General features: G+C 43.1%; 14 protein-coding genes. 9 read left to right on the top strand and 5 right to left on the bottom strand.

Going from position 1 to position 20,738, the window contains the following annotated elements:
- From LGZ99_RS07785 to LGZ99_RS07745, 9 genes are all read left to right on the top strand, one after another.
- Nucleotides 1–4,989, top strand: coding sequence for a non-ribosomal peptide synthetase (locus tag LGZ99_RS07785; RefSeq protein WP_160171152.1), 4,989 nt, complete (start codon nt 1–3; stop codon nt 4,987–4,989).
- A 19-nt stretch (nt 4,990–5,008) separates the two neighbouring features.
- Entirely contained in the window at nt 5,009–6,724 is a 1,716-nt protein-coding gene (locus tag LGZ99_RS07780) for an ABC transporter ATP-binding protein (protein WP_235184714.1), read from the top strand.
- Nucleotides 6,721–8,364 (top strand): ATP-binding cassette domain-containing protein, encoded by a 1,644-nt coding sequence (locus LGZ99_RS07775; protein WP_023045449.1) that lies wholly within the window; start codon nt 6,721–6,723, stop codon nt 8,362–8,364. Before LGZ99_RS07780 ends, LGZ99_RS07775 begins: the two co-directional genes overlap by 4 nt.
- The gene (locus LGZ99_RS07770) at nt 8,361–8,543 is read left to right on the top strand and encodes an MbtH family NRPS accessory protein (protein WP_023045448.1); all 183 of its coding nucleotides are present in this window, start codon (nt 8,361–8,363) and stop codon (nt 8,541–8,543) included. Before LGZ99_RS07775 ends, LGZ99_RS07770 begins: the two co-directional genes overlap by 4 nt.
- On the top strand, nt 8,540–8,851 hold the full coding sequence (locus tag LGZ99_RS07765; protein WP_021324465.1) for a hypothetical protein: 312 nt from the start codon (nt 8,540–8,542) through the stop codon (nt 8,849–8,851). The genes LGZ99_RS07770 and LGZ99_RS07765 overlap by 4 nt, the downstream gene beginning before the upstream one ends.
- The gene (locus tag LGZ99_RS07760; RefSeq protein ID WP_051769306.1) at nt 8,841–10,397 is read left to right on the top strand and encodes an MbtH family NRPS accessory protein; all 1,557 of its coding nucleotides are present in this window, start codon (nt 8,841–8,843) and stop codon (nt 10,395–10,397) included. Before LGZ99_RS07765 ends, LGZ99_RS07760 begins: the two co-directional genes overlap by 11 nt.
- Nucleotides 10,394–11,638 carry a cytochrome P450 gene (locus LGZ99_RS07755; protein WP_036837968.1) on the top strand — a complete coding sequence of 415 codons (1,245 nt, stop codon included), beginning with the start codon at nt 10,394–10,396 and terminating at the stop codon, nt 11,636–11,638. Before LGZ99_RS07760 ends, LGZ99_RS07755 begins: the two co-directional genes overlap by 4 nt.
- A gap of 2 nt (nt 11,639–11,640) precedes the next feature.
- Nucleotides 11,641–14,760 (top strand): non-ribosomal peptide synthetase, encoded by a 3,120-nt coding sequence (locus LGZ99_RS07750; RefSeq protein WP_036837970.1) that lies wholly within the window; start codon nt 11,641–11,643, stop codon nt 14,758–14,760.
- A 150-nt stretch (nt 14,761–14,910) separates the two neighbouring features.
- Complete coding sequence (locus tag LGZ99_RS07745) at nt 14,911–16,119, top strand: alpha/beta hydrolase (protein ID WP_036837972.1); 1,209 nt, start codon at nt 14,911–14,913, stop codon at nt 16,117–16,119.
- Nucleotides 16,120–16,136: 17 nt separating this feature from the next.
- Here LGZ99_RS07745 and LGZ99_RS07740 read toward each other — a convergent pair whose 3' ends face one another.
- From LGZ99_RS07740 to LGZ99_RS07720, 5 genes are all read right to left on the bottom strand, one after another.
- On the bottom strand, nt 16,137–16,364 hold the full coding sequence (locus LGZ99_RS07740) for a phosphopantetheine-binding protein (protein WP_021324461.1): 228 nt from the start codon (nt 16,362–16,364) through the stop codon (nt 16,137–16,139).
- 32 nt (nt 16,365–16,396) lie between these two features.
- A complete protein-coding gene (locus LGZ99_RS07735; protein ID WP_036837974.1) occupies nt 16,397–17,620 on the bottom strand; it encodes an ABC transporter permease in 1,224 nt (407 codons plus the stop codon).
- Between the two features lie 2 nt (nt 17,621–17,622).
- On the bottom strand, nt 17,623–18,288 hold the full coding sequence (locus LGZ99_RS07730; RefSeq protein WP_021324459.1) for an ABC transporter ATP-binding protein: 666 nt from the start codon (nt 18,286–18,288) through the stop codon (nt 17,623–17,625).
- Entirely contained in the window at nt 18,272–19,435 is a 1,164-nt protein-coding gene (locus tag LGZ99_RS07725) for an efflux RND transporter periplasmic adaptor subunit (protein ID WP_262979007.1), read from the bottom strand. The genes LGZ99_RS07730 and LGZ99_RS07725 overlap by 17 nt, the downstream gene beginning before the upstream one ends.
- 15 nt (nt 19,436–19,450) lie before the next feature.
- The coding region (locus LGZ99_RS07720; protein WP_262979006.1) for a condensation domain-containing protein at nt 19,451–20,738 on the bottom strand (1,288 nt) is incomplete at its 5' end.

Here is a 20,738-nt window from a genome sequence, read left to right as displayed (position 1 = left end):
ATGATGAACTTGAGAGATCGTGAGTTTTGGTTGGAAAAAATGACTGAGATTGCAGCAGCGACAGCGGCGACCTCAGAGATTTTTCAGAATGGCGAAAAACAAATAATTAACGTCGTTTATCCACTGAAAGAGAGGGTTGCTGCGAATTTCAAACAAGTTACATCTAATTCTGAATTGCTTTCCTGGGCAGTGCTTGCGGCGTCAATGGCTATTGTGTTACGGCGATTTGGAATAACATCATCAGTCGTATTTCACACGGATTTGGCTAATGGGAAATCGTTACCGGTACTCTTGCATGTTCCTCCAACGGCAACATTTCGTGAGTGGCTGAATGAAGTTCGTCTAAATTGTAGCGCGGTTCTTTCACATCATTCCGTAGAAAGCGGTATTCTTGAAAAATATCAGGATGGGTATCCGATTGTCGTCATTGGTAATCAAATTAAGGCCGAAGGGCTGGTACTGCAAATAGGTGACAGTGAGCTTAGAGCTGAAGCTACTGGTATGACTCGCTATTTTCTTGATATTTTACTCAGTGGGATCTCGGAAGTTATAGAAAATGGATTTAATCAGCCGGATATCAAGGTTTGCAATATATCTGTGGTTAACGCACATCTTTCATCAATGTTGCTCGAAGAGTTCAATTTTCCATCAAAACCAGTGAAAGAAAAGTCATTTCTTGAACGTGTTTTGCACATTGCTCATAAGGAGCCGGACGCATTAGCCATTTGGGATGATAATGATACTGTTAATTACCGGGAGATGGTTAATATCTCGGTATCAATAGCGTTGAAATTGAAAGGGTTGAATGTTAATCCCAACGATGTTATAGCGATTTCTGCACCCCGAAACATGGGGTTTATTATTGTTGCCACTGGCATATTATTTTCCGGTGCCGCCTATCTTCCTGTTGACCCTGCGTTACCGTCAACCAGAAAAAAGCAGATGCTGAAATATGCAAAGGTATTTATTTCTGATGAGCCAGAAGAGTTGAGTGAATTAATTAATATTTCTTTCTCTGGGCTTATTTTGAAGCAAGAATGGCATCATTCAGCAATAGACACTTATTCCATACAGCAACTTATGCGCTGTATTCCGGAGTCTGATGATCTGGCTTATATAATATTTACTTCTGGATCGACGGGTAATCCAAAGGGGGTTGGAATAGAACACCATTCGTTTTTGAGTTTACTGTCGTTTAGAGTGCAAAACTGTAATCTGCGGGTTGGTGTACCTATTCCACAGACTGCACCGGTTTCATTTGATATATCTGTATGGCAAATGTTTGCTGGCCTGACTGCCGGCGCGACTTTATGCGTTGTACCAGACAATATTGTGAAAGATCCTGTGGTATTGATTGACAGAATCATTACCCAGCGGTTTGAGTACATTGAACTTGTGCCTTCGTTAATTTCAATCATTATCGATATTGTCGAATCAGAACCGCAGCTAAAACCTCTTATCCAGCGCTATTTGCGTGGATTAATTGCCACGGGAGAAGTACTCAGCACTGATTTAGCCCGTAGATGGAATAGGTGTTTACCGGATATAACATTACTGAATGCTTATGGACCGGCAGAGTGTACTGATGATGTCACTCAGGGCATTGTGAGTAACAATCTTGATGGGCTTTTTTGTCCCGTCGGTTCGCCGTTGCCGAATGTCATGATTTATGTATTGGATGATGATTTACAATTGCTTCCACCCATGATTGCCGGTGAAATTTACATTGGCGGTTCTAATGTTGGCCGGGGTTATATTGGGGAACCCGGCCTTACCGCCGCAGCTTTCATCCCTGATCCTTATCATCAGCAACTAGGTTCAAGAATGTACCGGACGGGTGATCGTGGTCGCTGGCGTCTTGATGGCACATTGGAATGTCTGGGCCGCACAGATAATCAAGTAAAGATTCGTGGAAGAAGAGTTGAGTTAGGTGAGATTGAATCTTTGCTAGCCAGCAGATCCGATGTGGCAATGTGTGCCGTTGAATTAGTTAATACTGACGGATTTGAGCGGTTGGTTGCTTTCGTTACCCCAGTACTGGGAGCGAACCTGATAGCCGATAAACTGAAGCTCTTTCTGGCCGGGGAACTTCCTGCATTTATGATCCCTGCTAGGTATGAGATCTTGACGGCATTACCTTGCAATCAAAATGGCAAGATAGATCGCAAGCAGCTTAGAGCATTGGCAAATGTTCCCCAGGAAGAGGATAACTATATTTCGCCACGTAATGAAACAGAGGAGATATTATGTAAGTTATGGTGTAAGTATCTTAAATTACCACGGGTAGGTATAGCCGATGATTTTTTTGCCTTGGGTGGAGACTCTATCTTAGGCATCCGGTTAGCACACGAAGCTAGCTCAATGGGAATTATGCTCAGGCCAAGGCATTTATTTGAATATCCCACTATCCAAGCTTTGGTTAATGTTCTTGATAAGAAGAGAACAGTGATGATTGCTGAACCGGATTTAGTTCGTGGCCCGTTGACACCTATTCAGCGGTGGTTCTTTGCTCAACAATTTGCGGCGCCACATCACTGGAACCAATCTTATGTACTCAAAGCTAAAACCCGTTTGGACGCACATATTTTATCTCTGGCGCTCAACACCATTATGGAACATCATGATCAACTGCGGGTTTATTTCCCGTTTGAGAATGGTGAGCGGGTTCAATGTATTGGTTCTGTCAGAGAGAATATTTTATGGCAACACGATCTTTCATCTTCGATAGAGTCAATAGCAAATAAAGCGCATGCTTCACTTTCATTGGAGGGTGGTCCTCTCATACGCGCGGTATTGCTCAATGAAAACCAACTGTTATTAACATTGCATCACCTTATTGTTGATCAGTTTTCATGGCAGATATTACTGGAAGATTTGGAACGTGTTTATCTCTCATATATCCAGGAGATTAAACCTTCATTACCGTCTAAAACAATACAATATTTACGGTGGTCTCAGCGTCAACATCAGCAAACAGTCAAAACGGTTATTCCTCTGATATCATCAGAAGGCATTCATGTGATTACGGTTAATAGCTCAATCGCTAATCTCTATGGCAAACGTGCGGTAAACGAACTTATATTGTCTGAAGAGGAAACACAGCGCATTGTGTCATGTGCTGCTCATATGTCTAATAGAGGTATGCCAGCAGCCTTACTGTCAGGTGTGGCTAAAGTTGTCGCTTCTAAGTATGGGGAGGGCTACCTGCTCATTGAGTTTGAAAGTCATGGACGGGAAGAGGCTGAAGGGATCGCGGATGTATCCAGAACAATTGGCTGGTTTACGACATTTGGCCCGCTTGAACTTCCTGTCAGTGATGACATCACAATAGCCGATGTTACCAAGGTGATTATCGAATCAAATCCACAGATATCGGCTTATCTCAACCAAACTCATTGTATTCAAAAAGCTCCGCAGATAAGTTTCAACTATCTTGGGCGAATCACTGAAGATGATAACATTGAGAGTTATTTTGCCATTGAGGAAGATATTGGCTTACGGCGGGCGGCACTAAGTCATCGCCCGCTAGAATGGGAAATTAATGCCGGCATTGTCAATCGCCGGCTGATATTGACGATAGAATATGTACCCGGCAGACATATTCCAGGGGAGATAGATCGCTTCCTTTCTGCATGGAGAGAAGCATTATCAGAGATAGCATCAGAACCTATTGAGTTAAACGACTTAGCGCCGTTAACGCCTGCGCAACTTGCATTTTTTGAGCGGAGTATCCCAAATTACAACCACTATAATCATGGTGTGCTGTTTACATTTGGCAGGCAAATTACCCTTGCAGAAGCAGAGAGTGCATTAGCCCAACTACAAACCCGCCATCCGGTACTTGGTGCGGGATTCATATCAACTAGAAGGGGTAAATGGCAAGGCATCTTAACGGAAAACAAAATTCATATAGTGGAGTATGACCTCCAGATGCTTTCGTCTGGGGAGCTTTCAGAGACACTCAATAAGCTGGCGAATGCAGGCCATGAAAGCCTGGATGTTGTCAACGGACCAATAGCGCGAGCCCATTTATACCGGATGCCTGCCGGTGCTTTTGATCAACTTCTCTTGATCGTACACCATCTGGTTGTCGATCCCTATTCATGGGAAATACTTACGGTGGACTTTACCCATTTACTTGACCGTAAGACTCTACCCGGTGAAGTCACAACTCCTTACTTCAAGTGGGCACGCAGATTACATCAATTGGTGCAGAATGATCCTGAAAGTCTGGGGTGTCAATATTGGTTATCTCAAGACTTTAACCATGTTCAACACCTTATTGAGGTCAACACTCCCTGTGAGGAAGAAAATATGGTTGAAGTCACGACGATATTTGATAGTAACTGGACAAAAGCATTCCTTCATGTGAATGGGAAAGACCAACATCCCGCCATTCGTCTTTTAGCGTTACTCGCCAGGGTTATTGAATGGTGGTTACCTGCGGAACAGGATGACATTCTAATTGAACTGGGTGGGCATGGTCGGGAAGATATATTTGAGGATATTGAACTGGGCAATACCGTTGGATGGTTTACCAGTTCTTATCCTTTTAAATTGCCATTCTCAAAAGGACGTGACTTTGATGAACATACCAGAGAAATTGCGAAAAGATTGGCAGAGATCCCGGTGCGGGGCTTTGGTTATGAGGTGCTGCGCTATCTGTCAGCTAATACTGATATCTCTGATAAGTTATGTTCAATTCAGCGACCGCAACTCCGTTTTGACTTCGAAGGTGAATTATCATTTCTCAATAGCCAGCATGAGGAAAATACAACAATTATCAATGTGACTACCAGTAATACCGGTCAATGGAAGACGGCTGGTTCTCCTTTGGCCTATCTGCTTTGCTACAACATTTATGTTAACGATGGGTGTATGGAGATTCGCTCTCAATTTGCCGGAGAGGTTTTTACAAGAGAGCGTATTGATGCATTAGTTTTAGCTTATAAACGTGAACTGATATTGACGAATTCTGAGGAGTTATAACCCAAAGATGGAAAAGATCATGTCAAAGAATTTAACTGCATGGCAGATACTGTTGCATAGTGCCATACCATTTAAGGGAACGGTTATATGTGCTTTTCTGGCCTTAATTGTTACATTGTTATGCGATTTGGGTGGTCCTTATATTATAAGGGATTACGTCGATAGGGCGACATCAGGAACCATTGCTGATCAGCTTATCGTGTTGGCAATAATTTATATTTTTATCGCCTTGCTTGGTGTCATTGGTAGTTTGGTCATGAGTTATATGAGTACCCGGGCAGGTTGGGGTATTGCAGATAACATTAGATACAAGCTCTTTCATCATGTAATAACGGTTTTACCGGTATTGGAAATAGAACGAAGATCGCGGGGAGAGTTACTGGAAAATGTCGAAGGTAACGCTGACATTATAGGAAAAACAATTTCCAAAGCAGGCTTCAAGGCGATTGGTAATTTAGCGCTGGCACTCGGTACATTGATAATTATATTCAGCGTCATGCCCCAGGCAGGTATTTCAATGGCTGTTGTTGTAATATTGGTGGCATATGTGTTGACTAAATTGACCAAACTTGCTGTTCGCCGCTGGTTAATTGCGCGAACTGAAAAAGCTCGTATCTTTGGTTTCATTGGTGATTCACTACATGCAATGGATGATTTACAACCGTTGTCAAAGGCGCGTTGGCCTTCCATTGCACTTCGTAAGATGCTGTCAATATTGCTCAAACTTGAACGCAGTGCTTATATTGGCGGCAGAGCTTTTTGGCCAATTACTCAACTCTTCTTCGCATTGTGTTTCGGTATTGGTTTTGGTTTCGGGCTTCAGTTGCTTGGTCAGGACAGTTTAAGCATCGGTACGTTAACCATGGTTTACCTCTATGTTGACAGGCTTCGGGAGCCGATGGAGGACATGTCGTCAGAGGTGGATCAAATCCAGAAATTATTTGCTGCTTTGTCACTTGCGGCAAAAACGTTAAATGAAGGTAACTCAGGTAAATCATCAGATAATCTGTTGCCTGATGGTCCCCTTTCTATTCATTTCGATAACGTTGATTTCAGTTATCACGGGGAAGAAATACAGGTTTTGCATGGTGTTAATTTTTATGTCGCTCCGGGTAGTAAAATTGGCATTATCGGTAGAACGGGAGCGGGAAAAAGTACCATTCTTAATTTGATATGTGGATTTGCGCGACCCGCCTTAGGAAGAGTAACCATTGGGAATATTGATGTCTCAACAATTAAACCTGAAGAGTTTGCAAAAAAGGTTTCTGTCCTTAGTCAGCGATCACATTTATTTTCCGCAACGCTGCGGGAAAATTTAACGCTGTTCAGTGATGAAATATCTGACGCTCAGATTTGGGATGTTCTCCAGGAATTAGATGCGCTTGAATGGGTCAGGGTATTACCTGATGGCCTTGATACACAAGTCGGAGCTAATGGCTGGATAATGTCAGAAGGGCAAATTCAAATGATAGCAGGTGCCAGAGTGATGCTACAGCACTGCCCCCTGGTGATTATTGATGAGGGAACATCTCAGCTTGATCCCCGGACAGAAGAGAGCTGGCTGAAATTGCTCGAAAAATTAAGCCGCAACCGTACCGTAGTAATGGTCGCACATCGCCTTCATACGCTTGCAGCCGTTGATGAAGTTATCATTATCAATGACGGGCGGGTCCAACAGAGAATCACAGGGTCAGAAATCGCAACATTAACGAACAATCATGGACTTATTGTATGACTATATCCAGTGTATCGGCTAAACCTAAAATGTTACCGGCTCTGCTCGGACTGGTAAGGAAATTTGCCCCTGTCTATTTCATTACAATGGCTGTGTGGACGCTTATACATGGCCTGCCTTTGTTGGTTGGTTGGTTAATCAGCAAGTTGCTGGACAGAGCGATAAATGAACCGGCTAACCCTGCCGTCTGGTGGTTGCTTACATTTGCGATTGCTGCAATGGTCTTGCGTTCGTTGATTCTCCTGCTGGGGCTGAACCTAGACTTCACGCTGATCTTTAAGGTAAGTGCTCATCTGAAAGAGAGCATTTTATGGGGAGTCAGTCATGGTTCCCACAATCAGAAACGATCTTTTTCACAAGGCGATATTCTGAACCGCATTCGTGATGATAGTGATGAAATTGCGGAATTTCTGAGCTGGACCTCTGATTTTCTCTACCGAACATTACTTTTAATCATCGCATTGGCTGTACTTATCAATACCGACATAATAACTACGCTTGCGCTTATGCCTATGGTTGCGGGCCTCTGGATTGGGACGATACTTAAACGCAGAGTGGGTGATTTACAGGAGAGCAAGCGTCAATCACAGGGAGATATAGCGGGTAAAATTACTGACATTTTAACAGGTATACGCGACCTGCGCCTTAGCAACAAAATTGCGGGACAGATTGAGAGACTGTCGCAGAAATTTGTCATTCGCCGGGCTATTCAAGCCAGACACCAGGTATTTACTGACCTTCTTTCTGGTTTATTTAGAAATATCGTCATATTTGGGACATCGGTCGTTTTATTAGTCGTGAGTAAACGAATTGTTGATGGCAGTTTTACCATAGGCGATCTGGCATTATTTTTGACATATATAGGCTGGATCAGTGAACAGATATTTTTCTTTGGCCGGGCGATTGCCAATTATAAAAATGCGGATGTGTGTTATGAACGCATCAGACAGCTTTTGACAGATAAAAGTGAAGAGAAAGAATATGAGCAAGGTGAGGCTCTTCATAAACTGAGTGTTAATCATCTTGCATATTCGGATGCTCAGATCCCTGTTTCGTTTGAAGCGACTACTAATCAGATCGTCGGAATCGTCGGTGAGATTGGTTCGGGTAAAACCACCTTTTTGCGTTGTTTAATTGGCTTGGAAAAATCCAGTTCTGGCAGTGTACTGTGGAATAACAGGGAAGTGTTGGGGAATGAAAATTGGTGGCGGAATCCACGTATCGGATATGCCAGACAGAAAGCGGGGTTTTTTGGTGGAACAGTAAGACAAAACCTCTCATTGGGCGATACGGATATTAATGACGAAGTCATGGTTCAGGCTTTAGAGGCTGTAGGCTTGACTCCTGGCTCACATGAATTGCCTGAAGGTCTTGATACCATCATTAATTCCGGCAGTGCTGGGCAATTATCTGGTGGTCAGTGTCAGCGTTTGGCGTTGGCCCGAATGCTATGCCGTCCCGCAGAGGTTTATGTTGTTGATAACTGTGATTCGTCATTGGATGTGGATACAACCCGTCGATTGTGGTCCACCTTACCTGAATGCTGGCCTGGTCTGTGGATTGTCGTTTCACATAATGCGTATCTTCTCGCTAAAGCTGACCATATTGTAACCATTCAAAGGCGGAGGGAATTGGTATGACCCGTATGGTTGTCCAGAATAGGCAGAATATATTTTCTGTCTGGTCAATATCCAGAACACTGCCGGATGGTTGGTACGCGATGGAAGTTAAGGGTTCAAAAAAAGAGTGTCTGGAATGGATTGACGCTCACTGGACTACCCCTTTTTTTCTTCATAGTAGTGAGGAGGGAAGAGAATGAGAAGAAGGCTAGCTCCGGGATTATGGCAATATTACTCCCTGGAATCTGGTCACGAACAACCTACGGTCGTCATTGCTCCCTTTGGAGGCGGCAATGCCTATTCGATGGCGGATGGTGGTCATACCGATCTTTGGGTAACAGAGGCACATTTATTAGCTTGGGCACAATTTACGCAAAGTTATTTTAAAGCTGTATTGCTTCACGGTGGACATTTTTATTATCGGGAAAATCTTCAGGGAGTCTGCCACGCCATTAATACAGCACTCTCAGAAAACGATAATAGGAGAAAAATTACCGATGAAAAATAAAGCCAATAAAGTTAATTCCAACCAGAAAATTAGAAATAAAATAAATAGCAATCAGCCTGAATTAGAAAATGATGACTCTTTCGAATTCATTGTTCTGATAAATGAAGAAGGGCAATATTCATGTATTCGTTCTGATTGGCCGTTTGGGGCAGGTTGGAATGAAGCAGGATTTCGAGGTACACGACGAGAGTGTGCCGAATGGGTAGAGCAAGTCTGGAAAGATATGCGGCCAGTTTCTTTACGTGAGGATAGTTTGAAAAAAAAGACTGGCTCACTCGTTGTTGTTTATGATGAAGGTGCCGCTGCGCCGAATGATATTGTCGCTGAACTTAAGGGCGTTGCATCACTGATATTTGTTATTCAGAACAGTGAATATGCACGTTACCGACGGCCATTACTTGAAAGATTTGGCATTGTTATTGATGGAACTTTAGCTGAAGTGGCAGCAGAAGAATTAGCTAAATACCAACCAGTTGGGATTGTGACTTTTAGCGAAAGGGCATTACGTTTGACTGCGTTTTTAGCAGAAAAACTTAACTTACTTTTTCATAGCATTTCTACGGTAACACAACTCACAGATAAATTTACCCAACGTAAAGTATTCTCCAATGCTGGCATAGAATCAATACGTTTTCACCTTATTAACCGAACTGATGATTGGGAAAAGGCTGTGAATGCTGTTGGGCTGCCCGCTGTATTGAAGCCTTCTTATGGTGGAGGGAGCGTAAATACGTTTTTTATTGAAGATGTATGCACAGGTAAAAGCATTGTTGAGGAATTATTTGCTCAAGAAAAACTTGGTTTTGAGGCAAACGGAGCGTTATTACTGGAAGAATTTCTGGTGGGTAAAGTGACGGCTCCATTCGGAGATTATGTCTCTGTCGAGAGTGCTGTCATAAATGGTGTTGTCGAACATATCGCAATTACTGGAAAAATGCCTTTAAGTCACCCATTCAGGGAATATGGTCACTTCTGGCCTTCAACTTTAGGCCGTGATGAACAGGATGAAATTTACCATCTGACAACACGTTCATTACAGGCTTTAGGCATTATGAGTGGACTGATTCACACAGAAATAAAACTCACTGAAAATGGCCCACGGATAATTGAAATCAATGGGCGAGTGGGGGGAGGCATCAATGAAATGGCAAAAATGAGTTTTAATATCAGTTTGTTCGCTGTTGCTGCCCGTATAGCGATGGGGCAACCCGTGAAGCTTCCTCAGAATTATTTATCGAATGATATTTTCTTCAATATATCTCATATTGCTCCGACCCAACCCTGTGAAATAGTAACTATTACAGGAGAACAGGAGCTTAATGAGATCCCTGCTATATCTTTTTATCGTTCCTATATCTGGCCGGGAAGCCGTTTGCCTGGGGGAACACAAACCAATGAGATTAATATCATCTTGGGTCATGTTCCCGACTATAACGAATTTTTGAATATTTATCATCTCGTTGGTCGAACTTTGCGTTACCAGGTTCGATTCCCAGATAACGATAACATTGTTGAGCTAGATGCTCACCAGTTGGGGGCATTATGAGATACCGTGAGACTAATCTATTAATACTAAATAATATTGATTTAACTGATCCCAGTACGCATCTGCGTCCGGACATTAATGCGTTATGGACGACATTAAGAAAAGAAACGCCCGTTGCCTGGCATCCTGAGGTTAATGGTCAGCCTGGATTCTGGGTGGTGAGTAGTCACCAATATGCTTCACAAGTCTATCGTGACAGTGAAGTTTACAGCTCGACCCAGGGAAATGTTTTGGCGACACTTTTGCGTGGGGGAGATTCTGCGGGAGGGAAAATGCTTGCTGTATCTGATGGAGAGAGGCATCGGGAGATTCGTAAGGTATTGTTACGCTCTTTCAGCCCCAAAAATCTCGAATCATTGCAGGAAAAAATAAAGACAGCGATGCATGAACTGATCGGACGGGCTGTTCGTAATGGAATTTTTGATTTTGCTATTGATGTGGCACCCAAGATCCCTTTATCTGCAATTTGCGATATTCTTCAAATACCAGAAGATGATCGTGAGAAACTGTTCACTGATTCCAGTTCAGCGCTTGCCTCAAATTTGCAGGATGCGGAGGACGTTGATGCCCGTATTGCCCGTAATCGCGTGTTGATGTATTTCTTTAAATTAGTTCAGAAACGAAAGCTTGAAGCGCCTGGCGAAGATCTTGTCAGTAACTTAATTGCGATGAGTTATAGTGATATTGCGTTGACACAAGAGGAACTTATTTTTAATTGTTATAGCCTGTTGCTTGGTGGAGATGAAACCACTCGCTTAACTATGATTGGTATCATCAAAGCATTTTCAGAACATCCTGAAAGCTGGCATCAATTACGGCAAGGAAACGTAGAGACAGGTAAAGCGGTTGAGGAATTGCTTCGCTGGACAACACCAGCTTTGCATAGTGGACGTACTGCAACTCGTGATACAGAACTGGGTGGTATTCATATCAAAGCAGGGGAAATTGTCACTGTATGGATCAAATCTGCTAATTTCGACGAATCAGTTTTTCATAATCCTGGGGTGTTGGATCTTTCCCGCGCAGAAAATCGTCACTTTTCTTTTGCCTATGGTGCGCATTTTTGTCTTGGTGCCGTACTTGCACGCATAGAAATAGCTGCATTACTTAATGCTCTAGTTGAACAGGTACAGGATATTGTTCTGGTTAGTACACCCTTGCCAATTTATTCAACATTTCTGTCAGGTTTCCACTCGTTGCCGGTAAGATTTACGCCAGCAATATCGTTGCAAGGAAAATAATGATGAATCTCTTGAATCAAGAACATCAACTCTTACATTTACAGTTCGAAGAAGCTGCTAATAATTATCCCAATCATATTGCTGTGACATTCAATTGTTTGAATCTGACTTATTCTGAATTGCAACAAAGGTCAACCCGATTAGCCCAACGGCTCATCAGCGCAGGGGTAAAAACAGAAGATGTTGTGGGTATTTATCTGGAACGTTCTCCGGAAATGATTATCTCAATGCTGGGTATACTTAAAGCTGGGGCGGCCTACCTTCCTTTGCCACCTGATTATCCATCAGAACGATTGAGTTATATGATAGAGGATGCTGGAGCTGTTTTGGTTTTGGTAAATCAATCAGCTGAGGCGGCTTTGCCTTTTGATACCTCTCTCAGTATGTTTATTGATGAGGAGGGGGGAGTGCTATCTGCCTCTCTGCCTGAACTACAACCTCATAATCTTGCTTACGTGATTTACACGTCTGGCAGTACAGGGAAACCGAAAGGGGTAGCGGTTTCCCATGAGGGAGCAGTTAATTTAGTTAGCCCTAGACAAGATTATGTACATTTCGGACCGGAGGAAACAGTACTCCAGTTGGCTCCTATGGCCTTCGATGCTTCGGCTTTTGAGATATGGTCTGCATTGGTGAACGGCGCAAGACTTGTTTTAGCTTCTCCTTCCTATCAGGCGCTTGATGAATTACCAAAGTGTCTCATTGATCAAAAGATTTCGACACTGCTTTTAACGCCGGCACTATTCCATGTGCTGGTTGATCACCGACCAGAGTCGCTTGACAATGTCCGTCAGTTGATTGTTGGCGGTGATGCAATGTCAGCCAGACATGCCCGGAAGTATATTTCACGCAAATTGACAGATAGGAAAGTATTTCTTTTCAATAATGTTTATGGTCCGACGGAAGGTACGACGCTGGTTAGCAGCTATCCCATGATTAATGTTGGAGCGGAAGCCTCCCGGCTGCCATTGGGAAATGCCATTGAAGGTGCGAAATTATATCTGTTGGACCCGGCCCTTCGTCAGGTTGAACCGGGTGAATATGGAGAAATATATATTGGTGGTCTCTCTTTGGCCCGGGGATATATAAATAAACCCGGATTAACCAGCTTACATTTTATTCCAGACCCCTTCTCTCATCTGCGTGGTGCCCGTATGTTTGCCACAGGTGATATAGGGCAGTTGTCAGAAGAGGGGCTTATTGAATTTATTGGACGTTTTGATGATCAAGTTAAAGTGAGAGGGCACAGGGTTGAACTGGCTGAGATTGAAAAGATTATCGAATCGTATCCAATGGTGAGTTCAGTGTGCGTTGTGCTCAGTGATCAAAAGGAAGGGCAGTCAGCACAGCTTATTGCACATCTTACCGTTAATATTGACACGGTATTAACGGACGATATCCTTACTCGGCACATTAAAGATAAACTCCCTGAATATATGTGCCCCAATAGATTTATCATTCATAGCCAGCTTCCACTTACCTCAAGTGGTAAAACAGACCGCAAAAAACTGGCGAGTTGGGAGAATGAAAAAAGAGCAGACACCTCTGTAATCCAGGATGAATTGACGCCTGCTGAGGTTTTGCTTGCGAAAATCTGGAGCAACATCCTTGGTCCTTTCAAAGTTAGCCCTGAAGCAGATTTTTTTGCTCTTGGCGGGGATTCATTATTAGCCATACAGATTATTGCAGAGGCAGAAAAAAAAGGTCTAATGATCGATCTTGCCAGGTTATTCAAATCGCCTACGTTGCGGGAAGTGTGTCAAGGATTAACACCTGATAACTTATCTGAAGGAAATAAAATAGAGACAGTAAATAGTAGCCTGATTAGCCATGCAGATCAGCAACTATTACCTTTGGGAATTGAAGCGGCATACCCTGCGACAAGGTTACAGTTGGGTATGTTATTTGAAGGTTTGCTGAGTAGTAAAACTATTTACTTGGATGTGATTTCACGACATATCAATTTGCCTCTCAATGAGCATATTTTTCGCGATGTGCTTCAGGAGCTAGCTTTCAGACATCCTTCTTTACGTATACGCTTTGATCTTGCGACTTTTTCAGAACCGATGCAGCTTGTAGAATCTTTACCCTCTTTGCCGCTCAAGATAGAAAGCTATGCTGGCAAGGAACAAGAGGATATTCAATTATTGCATGAAAAGGTTGTTAAGCAGTTAAGTGAACAATTTGACCCGGAAATTGCTCCATTGATGAGGGTACATGCTGCGGTACTGGATGATCGTAAGTTTAAACTTTCCTATTCATTTCATCACGCAATATTGGATGGCTGGAGTGAATCTGTTTTCATATTTGAATTGCTACAGCTCTATAAAGCCAGGTTGGAGGGTACTTCAATATTGCTGGAAAAACCGGTTTCTCCAGAGGTATTTGTCCGGCTGGAAAGAGAAGTTATTCAGGATGAAAGTGCCAGAGTTTATTTCAGTCGATATCATGGACGAGGGAAAAAAAGAGCGAATCCAACCGCTCATTACTGTAAAGTTTCGGCTTCAGTTCCTGCCGATACCGCCGGATTACTGCATGATAAATCTTCACAATGGGGTATACCGCTTAAGAGCATATTTTTCACAGCTTTTTTTGTCACGGTAGCCAACCAGTTATCAGATAGAACACCGATTGTCGGTATGTCTGTCAATGGTCGGCCAGAAGCCTTGGGAGCTGATTTGACATTAGGACTTTTTCTTAACCATGTACCATTAACGTTAGATTTGACTATAGCACAAGATTGGCACGCCCTTGCCAGACAAGCTTTCGATGTTGAAAGTCAAATATTGCATTATCGTCGCTTTCCGTATTCTGAGGTACAAAAGATAATTGGTGGATCTCCTTTTGAGGCGGCTTTCAGTTATGTTCATTTTCACCGACTCAATGAGTTGTTGGAGAGTGGAATGGTTGATGATGAGGAGGATATGCGGGATCACACCAGTTTGCCCATCAGGGTTGAAGTCATCAATGAACGACAAGGATATAAGTTATCTGTTGATGTCACCGCAGATGAAAATTGTTTTGGTGATGGTTTTTCTGAAAAATTTGTCGTGTATATGCTTAAGGTGATCAACACACTGGCGTTGGCATCGGATGAGGACCCGTTAACGTACTTATCGTAATTAGGGCTTTGCTTGGGAAGTAGGAAGCTAAAGCGCCTTCTGCGAACTGTTTGAGTCAGCAGCCGATCGATTAGCAGATTTCCCTTATATCGGTCATGCAGGAGAGATCTCTGGTACTACGGTTGTGGCCGCCGGAAACTGAGAAAAGACATGCTTGTTAAGCGTTTAATTGCCTCATTGGATGGGGAAATACAGGTATTAATAACTGCGTTGTTTGACGAGCAGTGGGAAAAGGCTAGGGAATTGATGAGTGAGCCATTGAGTATGGCGGCTGATGATCTGGCCTTAACTGCGTTGGCAGACAGTTTGTGTAATTCAGATATTGATATTATCTCCCGGCAGCAAGATGCTTGCCGTCTGCGACTAAATACCTTGAATGGAAAACTCAACCTTTATATTGGGCTGAAAGATCAGCTAATTAGTTCGCTTATGCTGGCTCCGTGCCCACTACCTGATGCGCATGAAAAATCAGGTGTTTTCACCGAAAAAACACTAAGGGAGTTTGGTCTTGAAGATGTTCCTGACGGTCTGGTGTGCCTGCCATCCTCCCAAAATACTACAGCGCTTGTACTATTGGTTGCGGGTTCTGGCCCACATTCGATGGATTATGATGTTGGGCCTAATCCACTGTTTCGCATGCTGGCACATGAATTAAGCCAACATGGTATCGCCAGTGTGCGTTTTGACAAACGCTACTATCGCGCCTGTCAGGGGAATACCGACTCTGAGGCTATCGATCTCAACACAGAGGTTATTGATGATGCCTGCAATATTTTAGCTGGTCTGATAGAACATGCTGAATTCTATAATGTGCCCGTATTTCTTGTCGGGCATAGTTTCGGCGGATATGTTAGCCCGCTAATTGCAAAGAATTTGCGGCAAAAATCAGGCAGAAATATTATCGGCATTGCGATGCTGGCTACGCCTTTTCGTAGTTTACTTCAGGTGATTTTATCCCAGTTACAAGATGTCGATTTGTCCCCGGAATGTACCGCCAGCTCAGATACCAGCGGGAAAAACACCACATCCCTCGCAGATTTCCTTGCAGTGCCGGATAGCTATCTCAAGCAGCTTAAGGATTACCACGCATTTACCTGTTTAACCGGCTTGTCCGCAATGCCTCTATTCTTCGCTCAAGGCGATCAGGATTTTCAGGTTCCGTATGATATTGACTTCGCCATGTGGAAAACCGCATTGAAAGGCAATAAACAGGTGACGTTCAAACTCTATACGGGATTAAATCATATTTTGTTGCCCACGACAGGATATGCTGGTGGAGAGGATTATCTGCAACCAGGGCAGATCTCAGAGCAGGTGATTGCAGATCTTGCTGCATGGATCAGCCACCACTCATCATGAAACAGCAGATCGCGACATTAATCTTTTGCCATCAGATTGACCCAGTCATTTATTGTCGGCCACCGGACCAAATCCGCAAATTTGACTGGATACCCTGCATACTTTAGCCGATCAACCAGCATCAGCATTTTTATCGAGTCGAAACCGATATCAAAAAGATTTTCATCTGCCGGTATTTCCTCAACTTCTGGGTGAAGAGCCATGATTTCCCGGTGTAGAATTTCATACAAAAGCTGATTTTTCATTGTGTCTCCAAAGTTGCATTAAACAAAACAAACTATAATTCCCTGATCCCTTCGATCGGTGCGGATGTTGCTGCGCGATGTGATGGATATACACCAAACACCATTGTGATGAAGCATGCCGAGAGGGAAGCCAATAAAAAGGAATAAAAAGAGGAACCAACAGCAATATCAAATAACGATAATATTCTGAAACCGATAAATGAGAATAATAATCCCAATAACGCACCCAATAATGAAATTAAAAATGCTTCGGTAAGAAACTGATAAAAAATATCGGAATAACTTGCGCCTACGGCAAGCCGTATACCAATCTCCCGTTTACGTTCTCTGACACTGATCAGAATGGTATTCATGACACTGACACCGGCAACAAAGAGTGTTACTGATGAAATTGCCAACAGGAAAAGGTTAATTTGTGATTGAGTTTCATTGAGTGTTTTTAACAACTCTGTGGTACTACGTATCTCATAGCTTTGTTGACGTTTAAACCGTGACAACCGTTCCTCAACGGCGTGTTTAACCAGTTCGACATGGGCGGCATCTTTGGCTTTCAACACCATGCCACTGGGAGGTGTATTGCCGAACAGTCGCACCAGGTAACTATTTCTTGGTAAAAACGCAGTATCATCGACCCCTGCATCCATGCTTTCGCCTTTCTGTGCCAAGATACCAATAACCCGCATGGAGATGTCGTTGATCTTGATACTCTGTTCAGATGCAGTTTCCTTTTGCGGAAAGAGTCGTTCGGCCAGAGAGGCACCTAAAACAACGACATTTGCCAGGGCAGCGTCTTCTTGCGGTGTATAAAAACGTCCTTGTTCAATCACTAGATTACGGATAACCGCTATATTCGCATTGGCACCGGTTAATTGAGCATCGGCAGTGCCTTGTGGAGAAACTATCGTTCCTGTAGCAGTGGAAAAAAGGGTGCTGTGGCTGATATGTGGATTGCCTGAAAGTGACGTTATATCTGCTTGTGTCAGATAATCGTGATGGGAATCGAAAGCGCCGTTTTCCTGTCCTTTGTATTTCACTGAAATGATATTACTCCCCATTGAGGAGACCATTTTGACAATATGATCCTGAGTTGCTGATCCGACTGCTTGCATAATCACAATTGAGGTTACCCCGACAGCAATACATAACAAAGTCAGGAAGACCCGTGTTTTATGTGCGGTAAGGGAACGTGCTGCCATCTTGAGATTGAACAGGATAACAGTAGAATAAATATTAAACGTTAAGGATATTTTACTCATGCCTATTGAGTCACCAAAGAACCATTATCCAGGTACAGCCTGCGTTTTGCATATCCGGCGACAACTTGATCATGCGTCACCAGGATGATGCTACATCCACTATGATGTAATTCGGTAAAAAGCTGCATGAGATTGGCCGCATTGGTAGTATCCAACGCACCGGTAGGCTCATCGGCAATAATAAATTTCGGATTGTTGATTAATGCGCGGGCTACAGCAACGCGTTGTTGTTCTCCCCCAGAGAGGTGACGTGGGTATTTAGCTAATAATGGATTAAGATGGAGGCGATCTATTAAGTAATTGAAGTGTTCTCTGTCATAATCGAAGTTTCTTTTTAAATAGTACATGGGCATCAGGATATTTTCATCAATGCGGTAGTTATCGAGCAGGTTATAGTTTTGAAAGATAAAACCAAAATATTTCCGCCGTAAGAGCGCTAGTGAGTGAATCTTTTGCTGAGTAACCTTGAGGTCGTTAATAATATATTCTCCTGCACTGGCGATATCTAAAAGCCCTATGATATTCAATAAGGTACTTTTCCCTGAGCCTGAGCGCCCAAGAATAGCAACATAGTCATTCTGGCCGATTGTTAAGCAAATATTTTTCAGGGCAAGATGTTTTTTACTCTTATTACCGTAGGTTTTGCAGATATTATTGAGTGTTATCATTTTTACCCCCGGCATTATCTTGTTTGGCAAGCACAACGATTTGTTCGTTATTCTGCAATCCGCTGGTAACGACTGAGCGAATGCCGTCGTTATGCCTGACAAGTAATTTTCTTACTACGATATTTCCATCTTTCATCTCACGTAAAAAGTAGGCGGTTAGATTATTATCCAAAGGTTGATGCCGCTTATTATTCAGTACATCACTGGGGATGGTCACTACCCCGGTGCTTTCGTGCGTCACAATAGTGACATCAGCACTCATACTGGGTTTCAGCAGGAAATTATCATTAGGAACGTCAAACAGAACGGTATAATAAACTGCATTATTAATTAAGTCAGGTTTATACATAATCTTCTTAACATTACCGTGCCATATATGCTGATTTGCCCCATAGGTCCTAAAGGAGGCCTTTTGCCCCAGGACGATTTGGTTAATATCTGCTTCGGAAACTTTTGCATAAACAGTCATATTCTTGAGATCGGCAATCTGCATGAGAACCGGTGTTTGTTGATTAACATTCAGGGTTTGCCCTGGATCAACATGGATTGCGGTCACTACGCCGGCAATAGGTGAATAGATTTGGGTATAACTGAGGCTGACTTCTTCATTACGCAAAATATGTTCATTTTGCCTGATATCAGCGTTGAGGCTTTCAATTCTTGCCTGACTTTTCTTCACGCCGAAGGTGGCTTCATCCAGCAATTGCTGACTGGTTGCGGAGCGCAGGTTAAGCTGCCTCTGGCGTTTTTCCGTGATGGACAGAAGTTCATAGGTGTATCGTTCTTCCTTCAGAATGGCACGTAATTTTTCCAGTCGTGCGTGGCTTGCTTCAACTTTGGTGCGATAAAAAGTGTCATCAATGCTGGCAACCAGCTTACCTGCTTCGACAACATCCCCGACCTCAACATGCAATTGGTTTAATTGGCCTGAGATTTGGCTACCAACGTTAACCTGGCGGGTTGGTTGTATAACACCGGCAGCGTCTACTATCGTGATAACATCGCCCAGCGTTCCGGTGATGATTTGTTCTGTTATGACCGCAGGCGTTTCTTTCCGATTGAATTTGTTATAAATCACGGCAAGAAAAACGATCATGATGATAGTGGTAACTACCCATTTCTTTTTTTTAACCAGCACAATCAGCATCCATTTTAGTTGTTGTTATCGTTCCGTATCGTCAGGCATTAAGTTATGCTCAACGCCCATGCAATCTAATAAATCAAGCAAAAACAGCCCCATGTCGCTGATGATATCTTCAGAGAAAATATCATCGTCGTAGAGCCACTCCAGGCCCATCCCGGTTGGTGAATTTACCAGTTCGAGCGCGATATCCCCTTTAGGCTTGAGTCCCTTGATTTTCTCTTTTGTGCAATGGGTTTCCCCAAGATATAAACCGGTGGAGAATCCTATTTGAGAAGAGAAGTAATAAGAGATTTCCGGTAACTGTATGCTGTGGTGGTGGTGAAGGTGTTGTTTCAGATACGCCAGCGAGATATTTGAATGGGCATTTGCATCCATCAGGAAATCACGGACATACTTGGATACGTTAATTAATGAGGTTTCCGCAGTAACATAGGGCAGTAGCAACGTTGTAGCAAAGCTGCCGACACCATCGAATGGCACAGGAGAAACACGATTGGCACAAGGGATACCCAGGATCAATTCGTCTTTATTGAGTAATGATCTGATGGTCATCAGAAATGCCCCAATCACGATATGTTCCAAAGTCACCGTGTGTTTCTTTTGCACGCAGGACAGCGTGTTAATTAATTGAGGAGACAACGGCATTGAGTAGCGTCGGCCACGAACCCGCAGATTAGCCCCTGATGTAATATCTTGCTGTCCGGCAACAGAAAATACGTTGAGCAATTTTTCTGTCCAAAAATTTAATGTTTGGTCCGACATGCGCGGATTAATTACGGTAACTCTTGTTTCTACAGTTGCTGCAATTTTCGGTGCATTATCCGTATAAGCTGAGGATAATTGTTGCAATACATAAGCAATCGACATTCCATCACAAAATGCATGATGGAAATTTAACAAAAGGTAATGCTTATGCTCTGCTATTTTCAACAACTTAAAACATACCGGTGGATTGTCCTGCAATGACATCGGTTTGAATGCCATATCATTTAAGATTTTGCGCAATGAAATCTCAATATTGATGCCAGTAGCATGAGTCAGATCGATATATTCGAAGGGCAGGTTTTCTTCGGTTGCAGATGAGAGAGTTAAAGAGAGTTGCCCATCCGTCATGGTGACTCTTTGGCGGAGAGCAGGGGAACATTGCATGGTATACAGCAAAGCAGAGCGTAATTTCTTTAAATCGATATTACCGGCCAGATGATAATATAACGGGATATTATGGGCACCTGAACGATTAGCAATAGTATCAATTATCCAATAATACTGGTCATGCTGTTCTGTCAGGCAGGTGCTATTTTTGTGG

This window comes from Photorhabdus temperata, assembly GCF_025384845.1.
In the GTDB taxonomy this organism is placed as follows: Bacteria; Pseudomonadota; Gammaproteobacteria; order Enterobacterales; family Enterobacteriaceae; genus Photorhabdus; species Photorhabdus temperata.
This window is presented reverse-complemented; position numbering and strand designations above follow the sequence as displayed.

Excerpts from the sequence above, each read along its gene's own strand:
- LGZ99_RS07775 (WP_023045449.1), top strand. The coding sequence starts at position 6,721 with ATGACTATATCCAGTGTATCGGCTAAACCTAAAATGTTACCGGCTCTG.
- LGZ99_RS07730 (WP_021324459.1), bottom strand. The coding sequence starts at position 18,288 with ATGATAACACTCAATAATATCTGCAAAACCTACGGTAATAAGAGTAAA.
- LGZ99_RS07735 (WP_036837974.1), bottom strand. The coding sequence starts at position 17,620 with ATGAGTAAAATATCCTTAACGTTTAATATTTATTCTACTGTTATCCTG.
- LGZ99_RS07725 (WP_262979007.1), bottom strand. The coding sequence starts at position 19,435 with ATGCTGATTGTGCTGGTTAAAAAAAAGAAATGGGTAGTTACCACTATC.
- LGZ99_RS07740 (WP_021324461.1), bottom strand. The coding sequence starts at position 16,364 with ATGAAAAATCAGCTTTTGTATGAAATTCTACACCGGGAAATCATGGCT.
- LGZ99_RS07760 (WP_051769306.1), top strand. The coding sequence starts at position 8,841 with ATGAAAAATAAAGCCAATAAAGTTAATTCCAACCAGAAAATTAGAAAT.
- LGZ99_RS07765 (WP_021324465.1), top strand. The coding sequence starts at position 8,540 with ATGAGAAGAAGGCTAGCTCCGGGATTATGGCAATATTACTCCCTGGAA.
- LGZ99_RS07770 (WP_023045448.1), top strand. The coding sequence starts at position 8,361 with ATGACCCGTATGGTTGTCCAGAATAGGCAGAATATATTTTCTGTCTGG.
- LGZ99_RS07755 (WP_036837968.1), top strand. The coding sequence starts at position 10,394 with ATGAGATACCGTGAGACTAATCTATTAATACTAAATAATATTGATTTA.
- LGZ99_RS07785 (WP_160171152.1), top strand. The coding sequence starts at position 1 with ATGATGAACTTGAGAGATCGTGAGTTTTGGTTGGAAAAAATGACTGAG.
- LGZ99_RS07750 (WP_036837970.1), top strand. The coding sequence starts at position 11,641 with ATGAATCTCTTGAATCAAGAACATCAACTCTTACATTTACAGTTCGAA.
- LGZ99_RS07745 (WP_036837972.1), top strand. The coding sequence starts at position 14,911 with ATGCTTGTTAAGCGTTTAATTGCCTCATTGGATGGGGAAATACAGGTA.
- LGZ99_RS07780 (WP_235184714.1), top strand. The coding sequence starts at position 5,009 with ATGTCAAAGAATTTAACTGCATGGCAGATACTGTTGCATAGTGCCATA.